Annotated in this window: 23 protein-coding genes and 1 tRNA gene; 12 read left to right on the forward strand and 12 right to left on the reverse strand. The window is 44.6% G+C overall.

The window, feature by feature from the left end:
* The 9 genes from HOO90_RS03695 to ccmI form a co-directional block, all read left to right on the forward strand.
* Positions 1-268, forward strand: a 268-nt coding sequence (locus HOO90_RS03695) for an ATP-binding cassette domain-containing protein (RefSeq protein WP_292839591.1), incomplete at its 5' end; no start/stop codon positions are given.
* On the forward strand, positions 269-937 hold the full coding sequence (ccmB, locus tag HOO90_RS03700) for a heme exporter protein CcmB (RefSeq protein WP_292839593.1): 669 nt from the start codon (positions 269-271) through the stop codon (positions 935-937).
* Between the two features lie 13 nt (positions 938-950).
* A complete protein-coding gene (gene ccmC, locus HOO90_RS03705; RefSeq protein WP_292839594.1) occupies positions 951-1,850 on the forward strand; it encodes a heme ABC transporter permease CcmC in 900 nt (299 codons plus the stop codon).
* Positions 1,850-2,017: a heme exporter protein CcmD gene (ccmD, locus tag HOO90_RS03710; protein ID WP_292839595.1), complete on the forward strand. Its 168-nt coding sequence runs from the start codon at positions 1,850-1,852 to the stop codon at positions 2,015-2,017. The genes ccmC and ccmD overlap by 1 nt, the downstream gene beginning before the upstream one ends.
* A gap of 8 nt (positions 2,018-2,025) precedes the next feature.
* Positions 2,026-2,481 carry a cytochrome c maturation protein CcmE gene (gene ccmE / locus HOO90_RS03715; RefSeq protein ID WP_292839648.1) on the forward strand — a complete coding sequence of 152 codons (456 nt, stop codon included), beginning with the start codon at positions 2,026-2,028 and terminating at the stop codon, positions 2,479-2,481.
* A 97-nt stretch (positions 2,482-2,578) separates the two neighbouring features.
* Positions 2,579-4,549: a heme lyase CcmF/NrfE family subunit gene (locus HOO90_RS03720; RefSeq protein WP_292839596.1), complete on the forward strand. Its 1,971-nt coding sequence runs from the start codon at positions 2,579-2,581 to the stop codon at positions 4,547-4,549.
* Complete coding sequence (locus tag HOO90_RS03725) at positions 4,546-5,073, forward strand: DsbE family thiol:disulfide interchange protein (protein ID WP_292839597.1); 528 nt, start codon at positions 4,546-4,548, stop codon at positions 5,071-5,073. Before HOO90_RS03720 ends, HOO90_RS03725 begins: the two co-directional genes overlap by 4 nt.
* Positions 5,070-5,540 (forward strand): cytochrome c-type biogenesis protein, encoded by a 471-nt coding sequence (locus HOO90_RS03730; RefSeq protein WP_292839599.1) that lies wholly within the window; start codon positions 5,070-5,072, stop codon positions 5,538-5,540. The genes HOO90_RS03725 and HOO90_RS03730 overlap by 4 nt, the downstream gene beginning before the upstream one ends.
* Entirely contained in the window at positions 5,540-6,811 is a 1,272-nt protein-coding gene (ccmI, locus tag HOO90_RS03735) for a c-type cytochrome biogenesis protein CcmI (protein WP_292839601.1), read from the forward strand. The genes HOO90_RS03730 and ccmI overlap by 1 nt, the downstream gene beginning before the upstream one ends.
* 14 nt (positions 6,812-6,825) lie before the next feature.
* Here ccmI and HOO90_RS03740 read toward each other — a convergent pair whose 3' ends face one another.
* The 4 genes from HOO90_RS03740 to HOO90_RS03755 all read right to left on the reverse strand — a co-directional run bounded on the left by HOO90_RS03740 (position 6,826) and on the right by HOO90_RS03755 (position 11,874).
* Positions 6,826-8,412: a cytochrome c3 family protein gene (locus tag HOO90_RS03740; protein ID WP_292839603.1), complete on the reverse strand. Its 1,587-nt coding sequence runs from the start codon at positions 8,410-8,412 to the stop codon at positions 6,826-6,828.
* Between the two features lie 3 nt (positions 8,413-8,415).
* A complete protein-coding gene (locus HOO90_RS03745) occupies positions 8,416-9,246 on the reverse strand; it encodes a hypothetical protein (RefSeq protein ID WP_292839604.1) in 831 nt (276 codons plus the stop codon).
* Between the two features lie 12 nt (positions 9,247-9,258).
* On the reverse strand, positions 9,259-11,715 hold the full coding sequence (locus tag HOO90_RS03750) for a cyclic nucleotide-binding domain-containing protein (RefSeq protein ID WP_292839606.1): 2,457 nt from the start codon (positions 11,713-11,715) through the stop codon (positions 9,259-9,261).
* A gap of 82 nt (positions 11,716-11,797) precedes the next feature.
* A tRNA-Arg gene (locus tag HOO90_RS03755) sits at positions 11,798-11,874 on the reverse strand.
* Between the two features lie 146 nt (positions 11,875-12,020).
* Between HOO90_RS03755 and HOO90_RS03760 the strand changes: the two genes are divergently transcribed.
* Both HOO90_RS03760 and HOO90_RS03765 read left to right on the forward strand, forming a co-directional pair.
* Positions 12,021-12,875 carry a c-type cytochrome gene (locus HOO90_RS03760; protein ID WP_292839608.1) on the forward strand — a complete coding sequence of 285 codons (855 nt, stop codon included), beginning with the start codon at positions 12,021-12,023 and terminating at the stop codon, positions 12,873-12,875.
* Positions 12,876-13,015: 140 nt separating this feature from the next.
* A complete protein-coding gene (locus tag HOO90_RS03765) occupies positions 13,016-13,885 on the forward strand; it encodes a symmetrical bis(5'-nucleosyl)-tetraphosphatase (RefSeq protein WP_292839610.1) in 870 nt (289 codons plus the stop codon).
* A gap of 57 nt (positions 13,886-13,942) precedes the next feature.
* Here the strand turns inward: HOO90_RS03765 and HOO90_RS03770 are convergent, their stop codons facing one another.
* From HOO90_RS03770 to HOO90_RS03790, 5 genes are all read right to left on the reverse strand, one after another.
* Positions 13,943-14,722, reverse strand: coding sequence for a 1-acyl-sn-glycerol-3-phosphate acyltransferase (locus HOO90_RS03770; protein WP_292839612.1), 780 nt, complete (start codon positions 14,720-14,722; stop codon positions 13,943-13,945).
* A 49-nt stretch (positions 14,723-14,771) separates the two neighbouring features.
* A complete protein-coding gene (locus HOO90_RS03775; RefSeq protein WP_292839614.1) occupies positions 14,772-15,557 on the reverse strand; it encodes a GNAT family N-acyltransferase in 786 nt (261 codons plus the stop codon).
* A gap of 184 nt (positions 15,558-15,741) precedes the next feature.
* Positions 15,742-16,194, reverse strand: a complete 453-nt coding sequence (locus HOO90_RS03780) for a glycine zipper 2TM domain-containing protein (RefSeq protein ID WP_292839616.1) — start codon at positions 16,192-16,194, stop codon at positions 15,742-15,744.
* Between the two features lie 37 nt (positions 16,195-16,231).
* Positions 16,232-17,176, reverse strand: coding sequence for a carbohydrate kinase family protein (locus HOO90_RS03785; RefSeq protein WP_292839618.1), 945 nt, complete (start codon positions 17,174-17,176; stop codon positions 16,232-16,234).
* 77 nt (positions 17,177-17,253) lie between these two features.
* Complete coding sequence (locus HOO90_RS03790) at positions 17,254-17,817, reverse strand: TetR/AcrR family transcriptional regulator (protein WP_292839620.1); 564 nt, start codon at positions 17,815-17,817, stop codon at positions 17,254-17,256.
* Positions 17,818-18,028: 211 nt separating this feature from the next.
* Here HOO90_RS03790 and HOO90_RS03795 point away from each other — a divergent pair, with 211 nt between their 5' ends.
* Complete coding sequence (locus HOO90_RS03795) at positions 18,029-18,532, forward strand: SRPBCC family protein (RefSeq protein WP_292839622.1); 504 nt, start codon at positions 18,029-18,031, stop codon at positions 18,530-18,532.
* Positions 18,533-18,577: 45 nt separating this feature from the next.
* On the opposite strand, the gene HOO90_RS03800 is transcribed toward HOO90_RS03795, so the two are convergent.
* Genes HOO90_RS03800 through HOO90_RS03810 form a run of 3 tightly spaced genes read right to left on the reverse strand, consistent with a single transcriptional unit; the run spans position 18,578 to position 20,185 of the window.
* Entirely contained in the window at positions 18,578-19,345 is a 768-nt protein-coding gene (locus HOO90_RS03800) for a hypothetical protein (RefSeq protein ID WP_292839624.1), read from the reverse strand.
* A 13-nt stretch (positions 19,346-19,358) separates the two neighbouring features.
* Entirely contained in the window at positions 19,359-19,769 is a 411-nt protein-coding gene (locus tag HOO90_RS03805; protein WP_292839626.1) for a CopD family protein, read from the reverse strand.
* Positions 19,769-20,185: a TlpA disulfide reductase family protein gene (locus HOO90_RS03810; RefSeq protein WP_366928740.1), complete on the reverse strand. Its 417-nt coding sequence runs from the start codon at positions 20,183-20,185 to the stop codon at positions 19,769-19,771. The genes HOO90_RS03805 and HOO90_RS03810 overlap by 1 nt, the downstream gene beginning before the upstream one ends.
* Between the last annotated feature and the right edge of the window lie 221 nt (positions 20,186-20,406).

Consider the following 20,406-nt stretch of genomic DNA (forward strand, 5'->3'; position numbering starts at 1 on the left):
TGCTATCGGCATAGCACGCTGTGCAAATCTGCCAGTACGTGTTTTATCTCAAGGTCAAAAAAGACGCGTTGCATTGGCTAGGCTTTGGCTAGTAAAAAGTAAATTGTGGATTCTGGACGAACCTTTTGCCGCATTAGATGTTGCTTCCGTCGAAGGTTTAGCCGCACGGCTGGGTCAGCATCTATCCAATGGCGGAATGGCAATTTTGACAACACATCAGGATGTACAGGTGAATGCTGTAACAACCCAAACGCTGAGATTGAGTTAAGTGAATAACGCATGGCTTGTTTTATTAAAACGTGATTTATTGCTAGCTTTTCGTCGACGCTCTGATATTGCAACCACTTTGTTTTTCTTTGTTATCGTATCAAGTTTGTTTCCGTTAGGTGTAGGTTCTGATTCCGCCATCTTAAGTACTATTGCCCCAGGCGTATTATGGGTAGCGGCTTTATTGGCTGGCATGATTTCGCTCTCTCGAATGTTTGCCGCAGACTTTACTGATGGTACCTTGGAGCAAATGCTGTTGTCGCCACAGCCCTTGGCTTTAATGGTGACAGCCAAAATTTTAGCGCATTGGCTGGTGTGTGGTTTGCCAGTGGTATTGCTGGCGCCAGTTATTGGTTTGCAATATGCTTTGCCAAGTGATGCAATTGGTATTTTAGTATTTTCATTATTGCTAGGCACCCCGGCACTAAGTTTAATTGGTGCGATAGGTGCGGCTTTAACCTTAGGTGTGCGGGGTAGTGGTTTGTTGGTGGCCTTGCTGGTATTGCCACTTTATATTCCAGTGTTAATTTTTGGGTCACTAGCCGTTTCAGCAAGCCAGCATGCAATGAGCCCACAAGCGCATCTTTCATTGTTGGCGGCAATTTCGCTGTTAGCATTGGTGCTGGCACCGCTGGCAACCGCTGCAGCATTACGAATTTCTTTAGAGTAACTTAATGATGAGCATGAAAAAAATTATATTAGGTTTAGGTTTGCTTATTGCCTTAACGGGTGCCGCATTGATTCTTTTTGTGACTGGCACCAAATACATTGGCGTTCATGTTGCCTTGATATTAATCGGTGCTGCTTTAGCACGCCAATCACGTTATTTCGACGATAATTTCTATCATAATGCCTCCCCGCAAGCTTTCTACCCAACGGCTGGATTGTTGATACCTTGGTTTGCGTGGTTAGCTGCAGTGCTAGTTATTTATGGCTTATACGTAAGTTTTGCGATAGCGCCAACAGATTTTCAGCAGGGCGAAGCCTATCGCATTATTTTTGTACATGTGCCTGCGGCTTGGATGTCGATGGTAATTTATGTTGCCATGGCTTTTTGGGCTGGGCTAGGTTTAATCTTAAATGCTAGATTATCGGCCATGATGGCACAAGCCCTTGCACCTACGGGTGCTATATTTACCTTGCTTGCTTTGGTAACGGGTTCCTTGTGGGGTAAGCCCATGTGGGGGACGTATTGGGTGTGGGATGCGCGCTTAACTTCAGAACTGATTTTATTATTTTTATTTTTAGGGTTTATCGCACTACAATCTTCCATTGACGACCCAAGAAAAGCCGACCGTGCTGGTGCCTTGCTTGCCTTAGTTGGCGTGGTAAATGTGCCGATTATTTATTTTTCTGTTAAATGGTGGAGTACTTTACATCAAGGCTCTAGCATCAATATGGGAGCTGCACCTAAAATGGCAGCCACGATGTTTGAAGGCATGATCATTATGGCACTAGCCTTTTGGATGTATACCATCGCGGTTACCCTAATACGTGCGCGCTGTATTATTTTAGAGCGTGAACGTAATTCAGGTTGGGTGAAGGAACTCGCTACGCGTGAATCATCAGGAGCAAAATCATAATGCAATGGGAAAGTTGGTCAGCATTTTTTAATATGGGCGGCTACGCATTTTATGTGTGGCTTTCATTCGGATTGACAGCACTTTGTGTAATCTGGGAAGTCATAGCTCTACACAATCGCAATCAAGCAGCATTGCGACTCATTAAACTATTAGCACAACAGGATTAACAATGGTCATTAAAGCGCGACATAAACGATTTATATTAATAGCCATAGGTTTAGCCTTATTAGGCTTAGCGGCAACACTTATTTTTAATGCATTTAGTAGCAATATGGTATTTTTCTACACACCAACGCAGGTTGACAAGGGTGAAGTGCCGCATGACACTGGTTTTCGTATTGGCGGTTTAGTTTCTCCAGATAGCTTAAAACGTCAAGATGACGGTTTAACCGTTCACTTTTCTATCACGGACACCGCCAAGACTGTGCCAGTTGTTTATAAAGGCGTGTTACCCGATTTGTTTAAAGAGGGTAAGGGCGTTGTGGCGCAAGGTAAAGTAGGACCAGACGGTATATTTGTTGCAAGTGAAGTGCTGGCGAAACATGATGAGAACTACATGCCGCCAGAAGCCGCTGAAGCTTTGAAAAGAGCGCAGGCTCAAGGTTCTACTAGTTTGGTGATGCCCAAATAGATATTTTGAGCAGAACCGCTGTAATTCGATTAACGTAATTTCAAAAATTCCACTGTATTAAGTTTTACCCCCGCATAAATATTAAAAGGATATTAACGTGATTCCTGAAATTGGACATTTTGCCCTGATTCTAGCTTTGCTTGTGTCGCTAGTATTGGGTACTCTCCCTATCATAGGCGCTGCTAGTGGCAATGCTGTGTGGATGGGTTTAGCCAGGCCTGCGGCTAGGGCGCAGTTTCTTCTCATTGCCGTCGCCTTTGTCTGTTTGGCTTATGCTTTTGCAGCGATGGATTATTCCGTTATGTACGTGGCTGCAAACTCGAATTCAAAATTGCCAATTCAATTCCGAATAGCTGCGGTTTGGGGTGGTCATGAAGGTTCATTATTGCTGTGGGCCATGATCTTGAGTATATGGACGGTAGCCGTGAGCTTGTTCTCAAAACATCTGCCCGATGATATGCGTGCGCGTATTTTAGGGGTGATGGGTTTAGTGAGTGTCGGCTTTTTATTGTTTATGTTGATGGTATCTAACCCATTTGAACGCTTAATTCCTGCTGCACTCGATGGTCGTGATTTGAATCCCTTATTGCAAGATCCGGGTATGATTTTTCACCCACCCATGCTTTATATGGGCTATGTCGGCTTTTCAGTTGCGTTTGCCTTTTCAATTGCCGCTTTATTGGGTGGCCAACTTGATGCCGCTTGGGCGCGCTGGTCACGCCCGTGGACCACGCTGGCTTGGGTATTTTTGACTTTAGGTATTATGGCGGGTAGTAATTGGGCCTATTATGAATTGGGGTGGGGTGGTTGGTGGTTCTGGGATGCGGTGGAAAACGCTTCCTTTATGCCATGGTTGGTGGGTACGGCACTCATCCATTCATTAGCGGTGACCGAAAAGCGCGGAAGTTTCAAAGCTTGGACCGTATTACTTGCTATATGTGCCTTTTCTTTAAGCTTACTCGGTACATTCTTAGTGCGTTCTGGTGTTCTCACATCGGTGCATGCGTTTGCTACTGACCCAAGACGTGGCTTGTTTATTTTAGCGTTTTTGGTAGTTGTGATTGGTGGGTCATTAGCCTTATTTGCTTGGCGGGCACCTACTATTGGTCGTGGTGGAAAATTCAGCGTGATTTCACGTGAAAGCTTCTTGTTGGCAAACAATGTACTTTTGGCGGTTGCCGCAATTTCTGTGCTACTCGGAACGCTTTATCCATTATTTTTAGATGCATTAGGTTTTGGCAAAATATCTGTCGGCCCTCCGTATTTTGATAGTGTATTCGCACCGTTGATGGCACCAGCACTATTCCTAATGGGCATCGGTCCCATTGCCCGCTGGAAAAATGCTTCATTGCCAGAACTCGCTAAACGCTTGCGTTGGGCCTTTGGAGTAAGTATTGCCACAGCAATTATATTGCCACTGCTACTTGGTAATTTAACTCCCATGATTGGCTTAGGCTTATTCTTAGCTGTGTGGGTCTTTGCAACTACCGCTAATTTGGTCTATCAACGCTTACGCGGTAGCGATCAAGCACTTATTACACGCATTAAATCCACACCACGTTCTTGGTGGGGAATGGTGGCTGCCCATTTGGGTATTGCGGTATTTACAGTTGGTGTCACCATTGTGAAAGGTTATGAGTCTGAAATCGCCGTTCGTATGGCGCCAGGCGATGTTGCACATTTAGCTGGATTTGATTTCACTTTTGTCGGTGTAGATGAAATTCAAGGGCCAAATTACTCTGCAAGTCGTGGTCAGTTACGCGTTACCAAAAATGGCGTAGAAAGAACCGTACTTACCTCTGAAAAAAGACTGTACACGGTTACTAATATGCCGATGACCGAAGCAGGGATTAGTCCGGCGGTCATACATGATTTATATGCTTCATTAGGTGAGCCCTTAACGGATGGTGCTTGGAGTGTGCGTATTTACCATAAGCCGATGGTGGAATGGATCTGGTTCGGTTGTTTGATGATGGGTTTTGGTGGCATTCTCGCTTTGTCTGATAGACGCTATCGTATAAAAAAACGCAGTAAAGATGAGGCATTAGCGAATGAGGCGGTAGCATGAGACGTTTTATATTACCGTTAGTGATTTTTCTGGTGGTTGCAGGTTTTCTTTTTAAAGGTCTGAACCTTGATCCGCGTGAAGTGCCGTCACCCTTAGTCGGTAAGCCTGCCCCCCAGTTTAGCCTGCCGCGACTCGATAATCCTGAAACAGTTTTTACGCCTAAAGAAATGTTGGGTAAGGTCTGGCTATTTAACGTGTGGGCTTCATGGTGTGGCGCCTGCCGTGACGAGCACCCTTTACTGGTTGAATTGGCTAAAACTGGTTTTGTGCCAGTCTATGGCATGGATTATAAAGACACCCGTGAGGATGCACAGCAATGGCTTGACCAGCGAGGGAATCCCTACGTGGCCACGGCAATGGATATTGATGGGCAAGTAGGCATTGATTATGGCGTGTATGGCGTACCAGAGACTTACGTTATCGATAAGAAGGGAACCATTGCGTACAAGCAAATTGGGCCTATCACCGAAGAAGTGCTACGTGACAAACTGATTCCTTTAATTAAAAGGCTGAAAGCGCAATGAAAGTATATTCAATATTACGACTCGCACTTGCTTGCTTGCTCTTGCACACAACAATTGTATTGGCCGAAGAGGCGCAACCTCTAGAGGCCAATCAGGCCATTGAAGTACAAGTGCAGCGCCTTTCTGAAGAGCTAAGATGTTTGGTTTGTCAAAACCAGACACTAGCTGACTCACATGCCGATCTTGCGCTGGACTTAAAAAGAGAAATCCGCGAGATGGCGACGAAAGGCATGAGTGATAAGGAGATTGTGGATTATTTGGTTGAGCGGTATGGTGACTTTGTACGCTATCGCCCACCGCTAAAATCATCAACGGTTTTGTTATGGGTAGGGCCATTTGGGCTGTTGCTTGCAGGAGGTGTCGGTTTATTTTTGCAGTTACGTAGACGCCAAACAATGACGACAGACGCCCCACTTAGCGCCGAAGAGGCACGTAAAGTAAGCGAATTATTAGATAAGGAATCATAATGTTGCTATTCTGGATAGTTATATTTTTACTAATTGGGGCTGTGTTGTTCCAAATTTTGCCAGTTTTGACGCGGCCTAGTGCAGTAATAAAAACGGATGCAAATGCTGAAAAGCGCGCGATATTCCGCCAGCAGTTTGATGAAATTGAGCAAGACAAAATTAATGGGGTGCTTGATGAAAGTCAGTACGAAATTGCCATGAGTGAACTTCAGCGCCGTATGTTGGATGAGATTGGTACTACTCAGGTTGAGCCGGTAACGGCCATACAAAATACGCCAGATCGTCGTTTGGCTTTAATTTTACTGGTGTTAATTCCTATACTAGCGATTTTGATTTACTATAAAATCGGTAGCCCAGCATCGGTAACTATCCCTGTCGAAACGCCTAATACCTTTTCGGCAGATGCAGGTAAACAGCCAACTCCGGACCACAGTAATATGGTCAGTGACTTAGAGCCATTGCTGGAGTCATTAAAGGGAAAGTTAGAGAAAGATCCCGGGGATGGCTCTGGTTGGGCGCTATTAGCCAGATCTTATGTTGAGCTTAAGCGTCATTCTGACGCAGTTCCTGCGTATGAAAAAGCAGCGAAAGCTTTTCCTGATGACGCACAGTTATTAGCCGATTATGCCGATGCTTTAGCCGTGGTGAATGGTCATGATCTTACTGGTAAGCCAGAAGAACTGACTAAGCAAGCGCTAAAACTTGATCCACACAACGTCAAGGCTTTATTGCTTGCCGCCACCATTGCCTACAATAAAAAAGATTTTAAAGAGGCGATTACCCTGTGGGAACGTCTGCAACAAGATTTGCCAGCCGATTCCGATGTTTTGCCAGATGTAAAAGCCGCATTGGCGGAAGCGTATGCAGTTTCTGGAATCAAACCCAGTCTGCAAGTTGCTAAGCCAGTTGTTGCAGAAAAAGTGGCTGGACCAGTTGAAATTAGCGGTACAGTAAGTATTGCCCCGGCATTATCGAGCAAGCTTAACCCCACAGACACTGTGTTTGTATTTGCAAAAGCGACAAAAGGAGCACCAATGCCACTGGCCATTGTGCGTTTAACGGCAAAAGAGTTGCCATACAAGTATGTGTTGGATGATAACTCAGCACTCATGCCAGGCAATAAGCTTTCGAGCGCTAGCGAAGTCTTGGTTGTTGCCCGTGTTTCAAAAAGTGGTGATGCAACTTCACAAGCGGGCGATCTGCAAGGTAAATCTGCAGCTGTGAAGCCAGGCGATAAAGTAAATATTGAAATTAATGAAGTTGTGCAATAGGCAACAACTAAGCCTCACTTTTTAGCTGTTGTTTTAGGTGCTGCATGCGAGCTATGAAACTCATGGCAAGACATGCAGCTACTGGCGATGCGCTTAGGTTTTGGATTGTTACCCGAATGACAACGTAGACAAGACTTCCTGTCGGGCATGGCCACATCTTCACTGGTTTCTGAATTTTCCACTAAGTGACACGATTGGCATTGCTGGGTTTGATGCGAGGCATGATTAAAAATGGCCTTACTAAACCAGTCTTGATTAATCTGTAATGGCGTGATGCGCCATGGCAATTCATCGCCTTTTTTAGTTATTGCAACTTCATGACAATACGCGCAGCCATCGGTCTTAAGCGATTCCGTATAAGTTGTAAAATCTTTCGGCGCTTGTAACCGTAAGGTGTTGATAACATTTTTCTCGGCGCCATGCGGCACGGTAATGGTAGCCTTGGCAGGACCAACCGTTAATTCACTTTTGTGGCATTCAACACAGTCTCGATTGAAAGACACGGCGGCAAAGCGCATTTCTTTACCCTCAGGTCGGTGGCAAGTAGTGCAAGAGAGGTTGCGTACATCCCAAAGGCCATCAGGCCCTTGCACCTTGCCGAAATGTTGCGAATGTGGGAATTTGAGCCCAGATTGCTCAATCAAGCGTTCTGTTTCAGATTGAGGAATGCGTTCAAAATCAACAACTGCGGGGCCTGTTCTAAAAGTTAACTTAAACTCTGGGTGGCTACGGTCAAAGTCTTTAACATCGCTTAAGTTGGTTTTAGGGTCAGCTGCTTTAATATTTCCGTGGCACTTAACACACATGGCATTATCTTGCCGAGCCAAAGGGTGAGGTGCTTTGTGTTCAAGATGACATTCTGCGCAGCGAATACCATCAGAAAATAAACTGGTACTTTTAAACACACTTTTTTCTAGCGCTGGGTTGGCGATATGTGCCGCTGTATCCTGATGGCACTTTACACAGGCGGAGTCAGCAACTTTTTGCGTTAATGTTTCATGACAATTAAAACATTGCGAGCCGAAGTGTAAATGCGAATTAGATATGTGGCCAGGGCTCCAAACCCGATCAAAACCTAACGGAAGTTGCGCCATGGTGGCTTTAAGTGTTGGTATTAAATTTTGTGCAAGCGGCAATGCTAAAAATAACAGCGCGATGATGGCAGCCATGGCGATGGACAGGCGACGTTTAAAGGCCGAAGCTCCATAAAGCGGCTCGTGTGTCCGTGCTTTTAGATCTTGAAAATCATCGGGTAAGCGATGCAACAACAGTAAGGAGATCGAGAGATTGACGTCCGGCGGCGCAGGTTCGACGACTAACTGATAGGGCCCAATCATTACTTGCATGCCATTAGAAAGTGCTACATTCTGGACGATGCTACCTTGTGACTCCAGTTCGCCATTAATTCTGATGAGATGTAATTGTCCGTCATCTAAGCGCTTAATGACGGCATGATGCATTGCTAGACGCGGGTCAGGTAAATGTATTGTGCATTCCGCCCCACGTCCGATGGTGATTTCTTCAGCAGATAGTGTGCGGTAGCTGCGGGAAAGTACTCCACGCGAATTATGTGATACTTTGATTAAAAGGCAATTAATCATGACTTACCAGTACAAAAATACAGCCACAATGTGCGCTAGCATTGCTACCAGAAGCGCAACAGTGAATGGCACATGAAAATACAGCCAGAAACCTAAGCGCGCACGGTACATTAAATCTTGTCGCACACGTCGAACGAGTGATTCGCGCCTTACCATAATGGAATACAGGTCACGGTAGAGTTTACGTTGCTCTGCAACAACGTTATTGCCTAGTACCGTTAGTTGTTGCACAGCCAAAGCAGAGGGGCAATCTGCGCGAAACCCACGTAATTGCTCCATTAAGCTGATGCCAATGTAGGTTTCGCGACATGCGCGAGCAACCGCGTTGTTTATATCGTCTGGCATCAATAATGCAATTTGGCGTGCCAATTTGTCAGTTTCTGCAATACGTAAAAGTAAGCCGTCTAAGTTGTCTTCGCCCATGTTCTCGGTCATCAGCCGTGGATAAATCATGTAGGCATAGTTACCAAAAAAACCACTGACAACCACGATTAATAAGAGACCGTAAGCGAGGGTATGAATATTGATGCCAAAATGAAAGCCGCTGTGCAGGGTAACGATTACCGTCATTGCGGTACCAAGATAAATGTGCGCGGATAACCAGCCTTGCGTAGAGCCGCTGCTACGGTAGCGGCGTTTACGGATGCCATACCACGCCATCCATAGCACCATTAAGGCTGATAGGGTACCAAGCCCATAACCTAACCAACTGCCACCGTAGTGACCCACGGCTGGCTCAAACAACAGGTAGCCGGCAAAGGCAATGAGAATGACGACGACAGCCCATTTGAAGTAGCGGTATTTTTTGTAATCGAAAATGTTGCTATGTTGCATGAATGATTTCCATTATTCTTCGCCCGAACCGAGTAAAGCGGCCTCGGCTGATTTGCCACCTGCATAGCTTAATAATTCTTCAGGGTTGACGCGTAAAGCTGCACCTACTGGGCACGCACGCACGCAGACTGGACCGTCCTTAATGTCCTTGCACATGTCGCATTTCACTGCCACCTTGGCGCCATCGATTGTGGGTAATGCTTTTGGTTGAACTCCAAGCAGCATTTGCCACAGACTGCGCTCAGGCTGATCTTGTATTACGGCCATTTGAATCACATCATAGGGACAGTTCTGCTGACAATTACCACATCCGATGCAGCTATCGTCAATATAAACTTCACCATGGGGTGCGCGATGAATCGCATCTGGCGGGCAATCCTTCATGCAATGCGGATGTTCGCAATGGCGGCAAGAAGTGGGCACGCGAATATTGGCAAAAATAGGACCTGCATCTCGATCTAACCTTGTGGCACCGCCGTGCGTATCCGCACAGGCTTGCTCACAATGATTGCAGCGCACACATAATGATTCATCAATAAGAAGTACATCGGTGGCCTCACCCACGCCTTGCTGAATCAGAAAAGAAATCAGGTTAGAGGGTGTCGATTGATTTCCGGAAATACTGCTGCTATCAGATGACGCTTCTTGCTGCTGAAGTTTCTCCTGGTCCTGTAGATGCTGAAGATATCTGGCGTCCAACTCACTGCGTATTTCAGGATTGCGTGCGATGATATCACTCATGCGTCCGGCGTCAATTAACACGGCTTCGGTGGCAATCGCAGCGCGCACAGTCGCGTAGCGGGGTTCCCCCGAGACTAGTGACATTTCCCCGACATATTTACCGGCAGCCACATAAAACAGCACCACTTCACGCCCGCCTATCATGCGTGAAACTGTGACCGAGCCGCTTTGAATCAGATAAAGTCCATCCGCCTCATCGCCCTCGTGAAAAAGCTCTTCGCCCGCCGCGTAACTTTTTAGTGTGGCATTGTCTGCCAAATCATTCAGATCCTGTTCACTTAATGATAGGCCAATGCAAATTTGTACAACGGTTTTAATTGCCACTTCATTAAGCATGCGCCGCATCGAAGGCACGGAACCAATCAGCTTTTGCATTACACGACGCGGCGTTTCAATGAGTACGCATGGCGTGGTGGCGCGTACTGTGCCAGGACGGCGACGACCAGATACCAGCGCCATCTCACCGAAGAAATCGCCAGATTTGAGAGTGTCGTCTGTCACATTGTCATCGTCTATCAGGACGTCAAGTTCACCTTCTACAACAAAATAAAAGGTCGTGCTGTAGTCGTTGCGTTTGAAAATGTATTCACCTGGCTGTGATAGCAGGAGGTTGCTTTCTAACACTAATTCACGAAGTTGCAAGGTATTGAGCATTGCTAATAGCGGTACACTCTTGCGGATTTTTTCTAAAACATCATCCACACCACGATCGGTACAGAAATTAGCAAATTTTTCTCTGAGTAGCGCGGTGTCAGCTGGCTCAACAGGGTTGCCCAAGATGTATTCAATGACCTCATAACCCTGATTGATGCCTTGCTTAATCAGCGGGTAGCCAGCTAGCGAACCAATAATGTAAAGGCAGGGTACATTCGATTCGTAACGAGAGGAGAGTAAGGGGAGTGCTTCCAGATCAGGTGTTGGAAAGGCGACGCCAAACGCCTCCAGTACTGGCCGTGGTGGAAGAGCACCCAGTCGGGCTATCACGCGATGGCAGGGAATACGTTCAATGCCATTTGGCGTATTGGCAAAAACAGTAATCGGAAACTCACCTTTGGCGTTTCCTTCGATGGATTGCGGCCTTGTTTCAAGTAACCAGTCTAGCGCGCCATTTTTTCGAGCCTCGGTTAATTGGCTGAGATTGCTATCTTTACAATTACTAAAATCTTCAGCACGGTTTAGAATTATTACCTGATTACGACCCGTTAGCGCCAATGCGTTTTCTACGCCACTATCACCACCACCGATAACCACGATTGTCTCGTTTTGGTAAGCTTGCGGATCATCCAGTTGATACTGAATTTGCGGTAAATCGCCGCCAGGAATATTAAGCTTACGTAAGTTGCCCTGCACGCCAATCGCTAAAACCACATGTTCCGCTGTTAGCTTGCTACCATCTGCTAGCGTAATTTCGAGCCATTTTTTGCCGCGTTTTAAACTGACGACTTTAGCTTCGTAACGTACATTGACTTGGAAATCTACAATTGTTCTTTCCCAAGTTTCAAGTACCGTTTCTCGCAAAGAAGCGGTAAACGGCAACGGACTCCGAATTGGTAAGCCCCGCGGCTCAGACATCACTAACTTTCCGCGTTGGTAATTTCGTATCGTGCTGGCGGGCGCGGCTTCTGCTTCTAATAACAGGTAAGAAACTTTTTGCTCACTCGCACGAATCGCAGCGGATAGCCCACTAGGGCCCGCGCCGATGATAATGATATTAAAATGTTCTGGCATGGATATCTAAATCTATTTCCCAGTTTATTTTTCTGCAGTAAATCAGCAAACAAGCCTAATCATGTTTTAAGTTAATCACTGCTGGTGCGCCCGGCGAGATTCGAACTCACGACCCTTGGCTTCGGAAACCAATACTCTATCCAGCTGAGCTACGGGCGCATTCAGCTGTGCATTATAGCAAACCATCGCCTCACTTGGCTTATTACCTGAGCGACATATTGTTGGAAATGGTAAGTCCTTTCGCCCAAGCTAAAAGTGAAGGTATAATAACGCCAACAACAATCTACCATTAGGAATTCATCGTTATGAGCAATCAAGATAATGCATACAAAGGCTCCACATTTAAGCAACTAATCATCGTTATTCCAGGCACAATTTTAGCTTTTACCTTACTTATTTCTTTAATTGCCAAGTTGTCAGTGACGAGTGCACCTGAAGCTGTGAAACCTGTGGTGGTTGATACTCAGGTTGAAGCAAATATTAAGCCAGTTGCCGAAGTTGAAGTCGCTAGCGCAGATGCGGGGCCGCATGTAGAGAAAAGCGGTGAAGAGGTTGTGAAGGCTGTCTGTGGTATGTGTCATGCTGCGGGCCTGATGAATGCACCAAAAATAGGCGACAATGCTCAGTGGGCGCCACGAATTGCACAAGGCTACGATATGTTGGTGAGTCATGCGATTAATGGAATTCGCTCGATGCCAGCACGTGGTGGCAATGCGGCTTTGACCGATGGCGAGATTGCAAATGCAGTGGCCAATATGGCGAATGCCAGTGGCGCAAATTTTACTGCTCCTAAAGCGAAAGCTGTTGAACCTGCAGCTGCCCCAGCGGAAGAAGTGAAAGCAGTAGAGCCGTCCGCTGTAGCGCCAGTGGCAGCGCCCGCCACTGTAACTCCAGTCACGGCAACTGCTGGTAAAAGTGGTGAGGAAGTCTATAAAGCCGTTTGTGCGATGTGCCACGGTGCAGGTTTGATGAATGCACCTAAATTTGGTGACAAAGGTTTATGGGCGCCTCGAATTGCACAAGGTTACAATACCTTGGTGACCAATGCGACAAAAGGGATTCGTATGATGCCAGCTAAGGGCGGTAATGCGGCTTTGTCGGATTCTGAAGTCGCGAGTGCCGTGAAATATATGGCAAACGAAGCGGGCGCTGGATTTTAATTCAGATTAGACTAGGGCTGGTTGATCTTTTTTATCTTCAATATATTGCAAGAATATATTGCAAGTTTAATCACAAGATAGAAATAAATAAAAAGCCACTTATCTCCATAAGTGGCTTTTTTATTGATAGCGAGTAAATCATGGCAAGGTATGCAATTGGCGATATCCAGGGTTGTTTTCATGCTTTTCAAGCATTGTTAACACGCATACGCTTTGACCCAAAATCAGACCAGCTTTGGCTTGTCGGTGACTTAATCAACCGTGGTAGTGGCTCACTCGAGGTATTGCGTTGGTGCTATGCGCATCGAGAGAGCTTGAAAGTGGTGCTAGGAAATCATGATTTGCACGCACTGGTCGTCGCAGCTGGCTTTCTAAGAGCGCATAAAGGCGACACCTTGGATGCTTTGCTGGCAGCCGATGATTGCCAAATATTGCTCGATTGGCTGCGTCACCAGCATTTGGCGTATCAAGAAGGGGTAACGTCAGATAAGCGATATTTGATGGTACATGCTGGCTTATTGCCGCAATGGTCAGCAGAGCAAGTATTGCGTTATGCCGCAGAGGTTGAGGCTGCACTCCAAGGAGAAGATTACCTGGATTTTTTAGCCAATATGTACGGCAATCAGCCAGATGCCTGGCATGACAATTTGACTGGATTGGATCGGTTGCGCGTGATAACCAATGCCATGACGCGATTAAGAGTATGTAGTGGACTCGGCGCGATGGATTTTGATTTCAAAGGGGAATTGCCTGACGTGCCTAAAGGATTTATCCCGTGGTTTGATGTGCCAAATCGAGCAACGCAAGATTCGCAAGTGATTTTTGGACATTGGTCAGCGTTAGGTTTGCAGCAACGACCTAAGGTATACGCGCTCGATACCGGCTGCTTATGGGGTGGCCAACTTACCGCTTTAAACCTGGAAACAAAAGAAATTACTCAAGTGCAATCGCACCCACTGGATAAGCCCATCAAAATAGACCATAAGTTAAATAAACTGTTTTTGGATTAGTTTATATCCAGTTATCAGGCGAGATTGGTCGCTTCGTTGCTTCGAATAAGTACGGGTCTAGAAATCTAATTTTTGTCTAATTGAAGCTTGAATGCTTAAGGTTAATTCACGGCGGCCTTTAGCATTTTCTGATCGCCCTGCGGTGATGATGGGTGTCAAAAAATGCAATTCAACTGCAGGGTTTTTCTGTAGCAAGATTTGCTGTATCGATTCTATCATGGTGGTTTCTCCTGCATAGGCCATACTGATATTGTTGCTTCCATCTAAACTTGGATAGCGAATGGCAACCGGGTGTATGGAGGCGTTAGCCTGAATGGCGGCTTGAATGATGCTACTTTTAAACGGAAGTATATTGGTGCCATCCGTCGTTGTGCCTTCAGGAAAAATACATAAATTATCACCTTCCAATAGGCTTTTAGAGGTCATGGTCACAATGCGCGTTGCGAGCTGTCGCTTATCTCGATCGATAAACAACACATTAGATTTTTTAGCTAAATAGCCAAACACAGGCCATTTGCTAATCTCTGATTTAGCAATAAATCTTAACGGTACAATGCTGTTCAAAGCATGAATGTCGACCCACGAAATATGGTTAGCAACAACCATAGCACCCGACATGGTTGGGTGGGGGATGTGACCATGGCTGGTGATGCGCAAGTTAAATATCGCCAGTAATCGTCTACACCACCATTTAATGAGTTTATTTTTTAAAGATTTACTAGCAATTGGGAACACTAAGCTCGCAATAATTACCCCCACGAGTGTATGCGTGACAATACGGCTAATTCTGAAATAGCGTGTGATTCGATTGCTGGTGTTCTTTGATTTTATTGGCAAGTGTAAGTTTATAGCCTAGCATCCAATTAAAGTAAGCTATTTGTAGTACTTACTTTAGAAAATGTGCCGCATATCTCGGGTTGATTCTAGAAAGGGGTAACATTACCAGCATATCGGCTGTGTTGAAATAGGGATCCCATGCGGGCTCGCCGCAAATATATGCGCCAAGGCGTAAATAACCCTTAATCAGAGGCGGGCAAGCCGCTTGCATATCGGTACGTAATGAGTTGTTTAGTAATGGATTTCGAGGAAATACACGGTATTCCAAAGGTGATAAATACTCATCTTGCAATCGTTGATATAAACTTGCTGCTGCGTGGCCACCATCTGCCATGCTTACACTACCGCAGCCTATCATGTATTCGTAGTTGTGAGTTTGCATGTATCTAGCTAAGCCTGCCCATAACATGGTGATTGTGCCACCATTGCGATAATTTTGGTGTACGCATGCGCGACCCACTTCAACAGTGCGGTCAAATAAGTGTGCTATTCTGCTTAAATCAAACTCGGCTGCAGAGTAGTAACCGCCAGCTTCATTCGCTTTCTCTGGATTTAAAATTCGGTAGGTGCCGATCACTTGATTGGTGTCTGTATCCCTTACAATCAGGTGGTCGCAATATTGGTCAAATCCATCTACATCCAATCCACCAGAGCCTAATAATTGCGCTCCCATTTCTTCTGCGAATACTTTGTAACGTAAGCGTTGCGCTTCTTGAACCTCAAGTTGGCTGTGCGCAAGACCAATGGACAGACGCCTATCCTGTGAAAATGCTGGGATTTTGTGCTTTAGATTATTTCCTGCCGTGTTAAACGTCAGCATTTCTTTCTTTAACATTGACTGCCTCCTTTTTAATTAAGAAGACTTTAATGTGTGAAAATTAAAGAATTATGAAGGATATGTGACGGTTTATTGACGGTCTGTATGGAACTTGTAGTTCTTTGGCAAGTAAAGTAAAAAAATCTCCAGGATAGTCGTATTGCTACCCCTGAGACGAAGCTGTCTGAATGAATTTCAGCAGTTAATGCGAAACACGCGTGGTGCTGCCATTTTCGATAAGGCGCACTTTTTCACCAATATTAAATGCTTCATCCGCTTCTTGAACGACTGCCACTAAGCCGCCACCATCAAGCTTTATAGTAATTTCTAAGCCGTCCTTGCGTGTCACACCTTCTTCAATTGCTGAGCCCGCGATTCCGCCCGCTACCGCTCCAATAACTGCTGCAATCGCACTGCCACGGCCGCCACCAACTGAGCTACCTGCAATACCGCCCACTGCGCCGCCTGCAACAGTTCCGATGGGTGTTTTAGTGCCTTCTAGTTTTACCTGACGAACGCTTTCTACGATACCTGTTCTGACAGTTTGAACTTTACGCGCGTCATCGCGACTGTATACACTACCAGAATTTGAGCTGGCGCATGCCGCTACAAACAAGCTTAATAAACCAATGGCTAATAGACGTGTTGCTTTCATTTTATTCTCCCTAATGTTAGTTCAATGTATTTGATGGTTATACATCCAATTTAGTTTCATTTACCAGTGCTTGAGTGTAAATGGCTTCAATTTCCGCGCGTGTAGGTTTGTGGTTTTGCCCACCACGACTTTCAATTTTAATAGCGCCCATTGTAGAAGCTAACCTACCACAAGTTGGCCAATCCCAACCTTTTGCAATGCCGTAAAGTAAACCTGCGCGATAAGCATCTCCACACCCTGTTGGATCAACAATCTCAACCGCTTTAACGCACGGAATGTCAAACCGTTGACCCTCCGCATAAATTTGAGAGCCACTGCCACCAAGCGTAACGATTAAGGCTTTAACTTTTAGTGCGAGTTGGTCTAGGTTTAGCCCAGTTTTGTCTTGAATGATTTGAGATTCATAGTCGTTCACCGCTAAATAATCGGCCATTGCAATAAACTGTAAAAGTTCTTCGCCATTAAACATTGGCAAGCCTTGACCAGGGTCAAACAAAAATGGAATGCCCGCTTCAAAGCATTCACGCGCATGTTGAAACATGCCATCACGACCGTCAGGGGCAATAATCGCCAGCGTCACATTTTTAGCCTCATTTACACTATTTTGATGCGACTCCGTCATCGCACCAGGATGGAAGGCGGTAATCTGATTATCGTCTGTATCTGTAGTGATAAAAGCTTGCGCGGTAAAACTATTTTCAATTGTTTTAATGTGTTTAGGATTGATTTTATTTTGATTGAGCCATTGAGCGTAGGTGGTGAAATCCTCACCTACCGTGGCCATGATGAGCGGGTTGCCTTCGAGAAGCTGTAAATTGTAGGCAATGTTACCTGCAGTTCCACCAAACTCACGGCGCATTTCGGGCACATAAAAAGCCACACTTAAAGCGTGAATTTTATCGGGCAATATGTGATTTTTGAATTGATCCTGAAACACCATGATGGTGTCGAATGCAAGCGAACCGCAAATAAGTGTGTGCATGGTAATTGTCGAGAATTTTAAAGCGTTTATTATCTTAGGTATTTACGCATGCAGGCAAGCTTAATTCACTACATAGTTTAAGACACTAAAGCCCCATCGATTAAAATTTTAGCCGCTTTTTTGGCATATTTCATCGCCCCAGAGCCACGTTTCATTTGCTCGGCTTGTACTGCACCTTCAAATAATAGTGAGAGCTGTAATGCCAGCCCGTCGGCATCTTGAACATTTGCTTCGCTAGCCAAGCTGCTAATGTATTGTCTAAATTGGCGTGACTGTTCAGAAGACAATTGATGCACGGGACTTTCTTCATTAGGAAATTCAGCAGAGGCTTTAATAAAACCCATGCCTCTGAAATTTGGCGAAGTGACCCATTCTTCAATAAACTCAAATAACTTTTGCAATTTATCGCTAGGTTTTTTTGCGCCTGAATTGACTTGATCGCTCAGCCAGCTTTGGAAATCTTGATGTCCTTTATCTAGCACCTCAAGAATCAAATTCTCTTTGCTAGTAAAGTACTTATATAGCGTCATTTTAGTAGTGCCAGCTACGGCAACTATTGTATCAACACCAGTAGAGTTAATGCCTCTTGTTTGAAAAAGGTCTGTTGCTACTTCTAAAATTTTACTTTTTAAAGAAGACATTAGGAGTGCCTCCAATTAACAGTTGAAACCCATTCTATACTAAAATAAATAAATAATCTATATACAGACCTGTATATATAATGTAAGCTATTTTTATGGCGAAATTTTAAGTGTTCTTTGGTATTGTTTTAAAACAATATTGGAAATAGTTTAGCCATCAACTAGCAACTGTTTTTAACTATACTAGTATGTATATTTTAGGAGAAGAAAGATGAGTAAGTTACTAATAGCACTATCTTTGGCGGCAATTGGTTTTACAGAGCAGGCTAATGCAGAATCATCTGCAAAACTTTATGTGATTAAATCGGTAAATATTAATGCGCCAGCTGACAAAACTTGGGAAAAAATCGCAAAGTTTGGTGATTTAGGCGCTTGGCACCCAGCCGTAGCAAAAACAGAAATTACAGCCGGTACTGATGGTAAAAAAGGTGCAAAACGGACGCTGACTTTGCAAGACGGTGGCAAGATTAATGAAAAGTTAACTGCGTACAGCGCAAAAAATAAAACCTTGAGTTACATTATTACGGACAGCGTACTGCCAGTCAGTGAATACGCTTCAAACTTATCTGTACATTCAAATGGCGCAGATAAGTCGGTCGTGGTTTGGGAAGGTAGCTTTTTACCCAAAGCCCCAGCTGACGAAAAAGCAGCCTCAGACACAATTACTGGTGTTTATGATGGCGGTTTAGCGAATCTTAAGAAAATTTTAGAATAAGCAACACGTGTGGCAATGTTGAAGAATATTGCCACACGGTATTAATTATCTTGAATTAGCCATTAGCATTGGTGTGAAGTTGCAGCGGACTTTTTCTAAATAAGAATTCGCAATAGCCAAATCATTGAGATTAGTGGGTATTTTTCCACCCACTACATTTTCTAAATAAACAGCTTTATCTTTATCAGGAATCTGTAGCGCTTCGGGAAACTGGCAAGTGCCATTGCGCATCTGCTCATATTTTGTATACATCAAGGCTGCATCTTGAGCGGTAAGTTTTCCATTCAGTGGACCAACTGTAGCGTTCACTTTTATAGTTTCATTGCTAAAAGATTTAGCGATTAATGGGCTAGATTGCTTTTGCAAAAGCGTAGGCAACCAAATTGAGCCAATTCCCACCAAAACAAAAAAGCTCGCTACGATGCCATAACTAGCAGGCTTATCGCGTACTTTTTCTAGCCAAGCCCATTTATTTTGCGTCTGCGCTAAGATTAAGGCGCTTGCTGCTTTTTTAGCATGCATTAAGCTGCCACTGCCAGGAAGACGCATTTCTTGCTGCGCTGCATTCCGAGCAATGAGTAAAATATGCTCGGCTAGGATAGAAGGGTTAGAAGCGCCTAAATGTTTAGCTTGCGTTGTTAAAAATTCAATGAGTTGCCTGTTCGTTAATGAATTTTGTGAGATTTTCATCTGAATCTCAGGCGCAGCTAGCCAGTCATTCAGAATGTCGAATAAGCTGAGTATGCGGCCTTGCGGGGTTTTGCTGGATTTGGCCAGCATATCAAGCAGCCACTGTGAATTAAAAATATCCATCTACCTGAGTTGATTAAAATGGTTTAACAACGACCATTATGACAACTAAGCTGAGAACTAGCACAGGCAGTTCATTAAACCATCGGTACCAAACGTGACTGCGTGTATTTTTATTGTGTTTAAAGTCGTTAATCAGCTTTCCGCAGTAAAAGTGATAACCAATCAATACCGCAACCAGCGTGAGTTTTGGATGCATCCATTTGCCAGTGATGCCATAGCCCAGCCATAACCACAGCCCAAAAATCAAGGCCAGTATCGCCAATGGCAGCATGAAGCGATACAATTTTTGCTCCATTAATTTGAGTCTTTCCGATGTTGCCGTATCGGTTACCATGGCATGGTTGACGAGTAGCCTGGGTAGATAAAACAGCCCAGCAAACCAGCTCGTTACAAAAATAATATGCAGTGCTTTAATCCATAGCATTATTCAAAGTCCTTTTTATTGTTCAATTGTGTATTGAGTAGCTGGTCTAGTTTATTAAAATCAATAATGCCAATTGTACGTTGCAATTGCTTTCCATGCTTATCAAATATAAAAGTGGTTGGCGTAACATTAACATGGCCAAAAGCATTGCTTATTTCCGCAAATCCATCGTGCATCACGGGAAAAGGTAGTGATTTTTGTGTTGCGTAATTTAACACTTGTGCGGGTGGGTCGTAACGCATGGCTACGGCAATCACTTCGAAACCGTTTTGTTTGTACTGCTTATAAAGGTTGACTAAATCTGGCATTTCTTGAATACAACTGGCACAGTCGGTTGCCCAAAAGCTTACTAGTACCACCTTGCCTTTTAAGGCAGACATGGCGATTTTTTCACCTTTGATTGTTGTAAAGGTCACATCCGGGGCGTTTGTTTTCCACAGGATGCTCGTTTGCTCATTTAATTTAACAATTGCGAAAATTAAAAAGCTAACAATAAAAAAGGGTACCAATGATTTTTTTAACAATGTGTTCATCTGAATAGTCTATCGTATTTTTAGTCAAACACAGCGCTGGCGTTATATTTCTGAAAAGGATTTTAATGCAGCCTGAATCGCCATAAATAACCATGAAATGGTTG

This window comes from Methylotenera sp. (assembly GCF_013141425.1).
In the GTDB taxonomy this organism is placed as follows: domain Bacteria; phylum Pseudomonadota; class Gammaproteobacteria; order Burkholderiales; family Methylophilaceae; genus Methylotenera.

Excerpts from the sequence above, each read along its gene's own strand:
- ccmD (WP_292839595.1), top strand. The coding sequence starts at position 1,850 with ATGCAATGGGAAAGTTGGTCAGCATTTTTTAATATGGGCGGCTACGCA.
- HOO90_RS03805 (WP_292839626.1), bottom strand. The coding sequence starts at position 19,769 with ATGCTATGGATTAAAGCACTGCATATTATTTTTGTAACGAGCTGGTTT.
- HOO90_RS03745 (WP_292839604.1), bottom strand. The coding sequence starts at position 9,246 with ATGCAACATAGCAACATTTTCGATTACAAAAAATACCGCTACTTCAAA.
- ccmI (WP_292839601.1), top strand. The coding sequence starts at position 5,540 with ATGTTGCTATTCTGGATAGTTATATTTTTACTAATTGGGGCTGTGTTG.
- ccmC (WP_292839594.1), top strand. The coding sequence starts at position 951 with ATGAAAAAAATTATATTAGGTTTAGGTTTGCTTATTGCCTTAACGGGT.
- HOO90_RS03800 (WP_292839624.1), bottom strand. The coding sequence starts at position 19,345 with ATGGATATTTTTAATTCACAGTGGCTGCTTGATATGCTGGCCAAATCC.
- HOO90_RS03780 (WP_292839616.1), bottom strand. The coding sequence starts at position 16,194 with ATGAAAGCAACACGTCTATTAGCCATTGGTTTATTAAGCTTGTTTGTA.
- HOO90_RS03730 (WP_292839599.1), top strand. The coding sequence starts at position 5,070 with ATGAAAGTATATTCAATATTACGACTCGCACTTGCTTGCTTGCTCTTG.
- HOO90_RS03795 (WP_292839622.1), top strand. The coding sequence starts at position 18,029 with ATGAGTAAGTTACTAATAGCACTATCTTTGGCGGCAATTGGTTTTACA.
- HOO90_RS03790 (WP_292839620.1), bottom strand. The coding sequence starts at position 17,817 with ATGTCTTCTTTAAAAAGTAAAATTTTAGAAGTAGCAACAGACCTTTTT.
- HOO90_RS03740 (WP_292839603.1), bottom strand. The coding sequence starts at position 8,412 with ATGATTAATTGCCTTTTAATCAAAGTATCACATAATTCGCGTGGAGTA.
- HOO90_RS03760 (WP_292839608.1), top strand. The coding sequence starts at position 12,021 with ATGAGCAATCAAGATAATGCATACAAAGGCTCCACATTTAAGCAACTA.
- HOO90_RS03785 (WP_292839618.1), bottom strand. The coding sequence starts at position 17,176 with ATGCACACACTTATTTGCGGTTCGCTTGCATTCGACACCATCATGGTG.
- HOO90_RS03750 (WP_292839606.1), bottom strand. The coding sequence starts at position 11,715 with ATGCCAGAACATTTTAATATCATTATCATCGGCGCGGGCCCTAGTGGG.
- HOO90_RS03725 (WP_292839597.1), top strand. The coding sequence starts at position 4,546 with ATGAGACGTTTTATATTACCGTTAGTGATTTTTCTGGTGGTTGCAGGT.
- HOO90_RS03775 (WP_292839614.1), bottom strand. The coding sequence starts at position 15,557 with ATGTTAAAGAAAGAAATGCTGACGTTTAACACGGCAGGAAATAATCTA.
- HOO90_RS03765 (WP_292839610.1), top strand. The coding sequence starts at position 13,016 with ATGGCAAGGTATGCAATTGGCGATATCCAGGGTTGTTTTCATGCTTTT.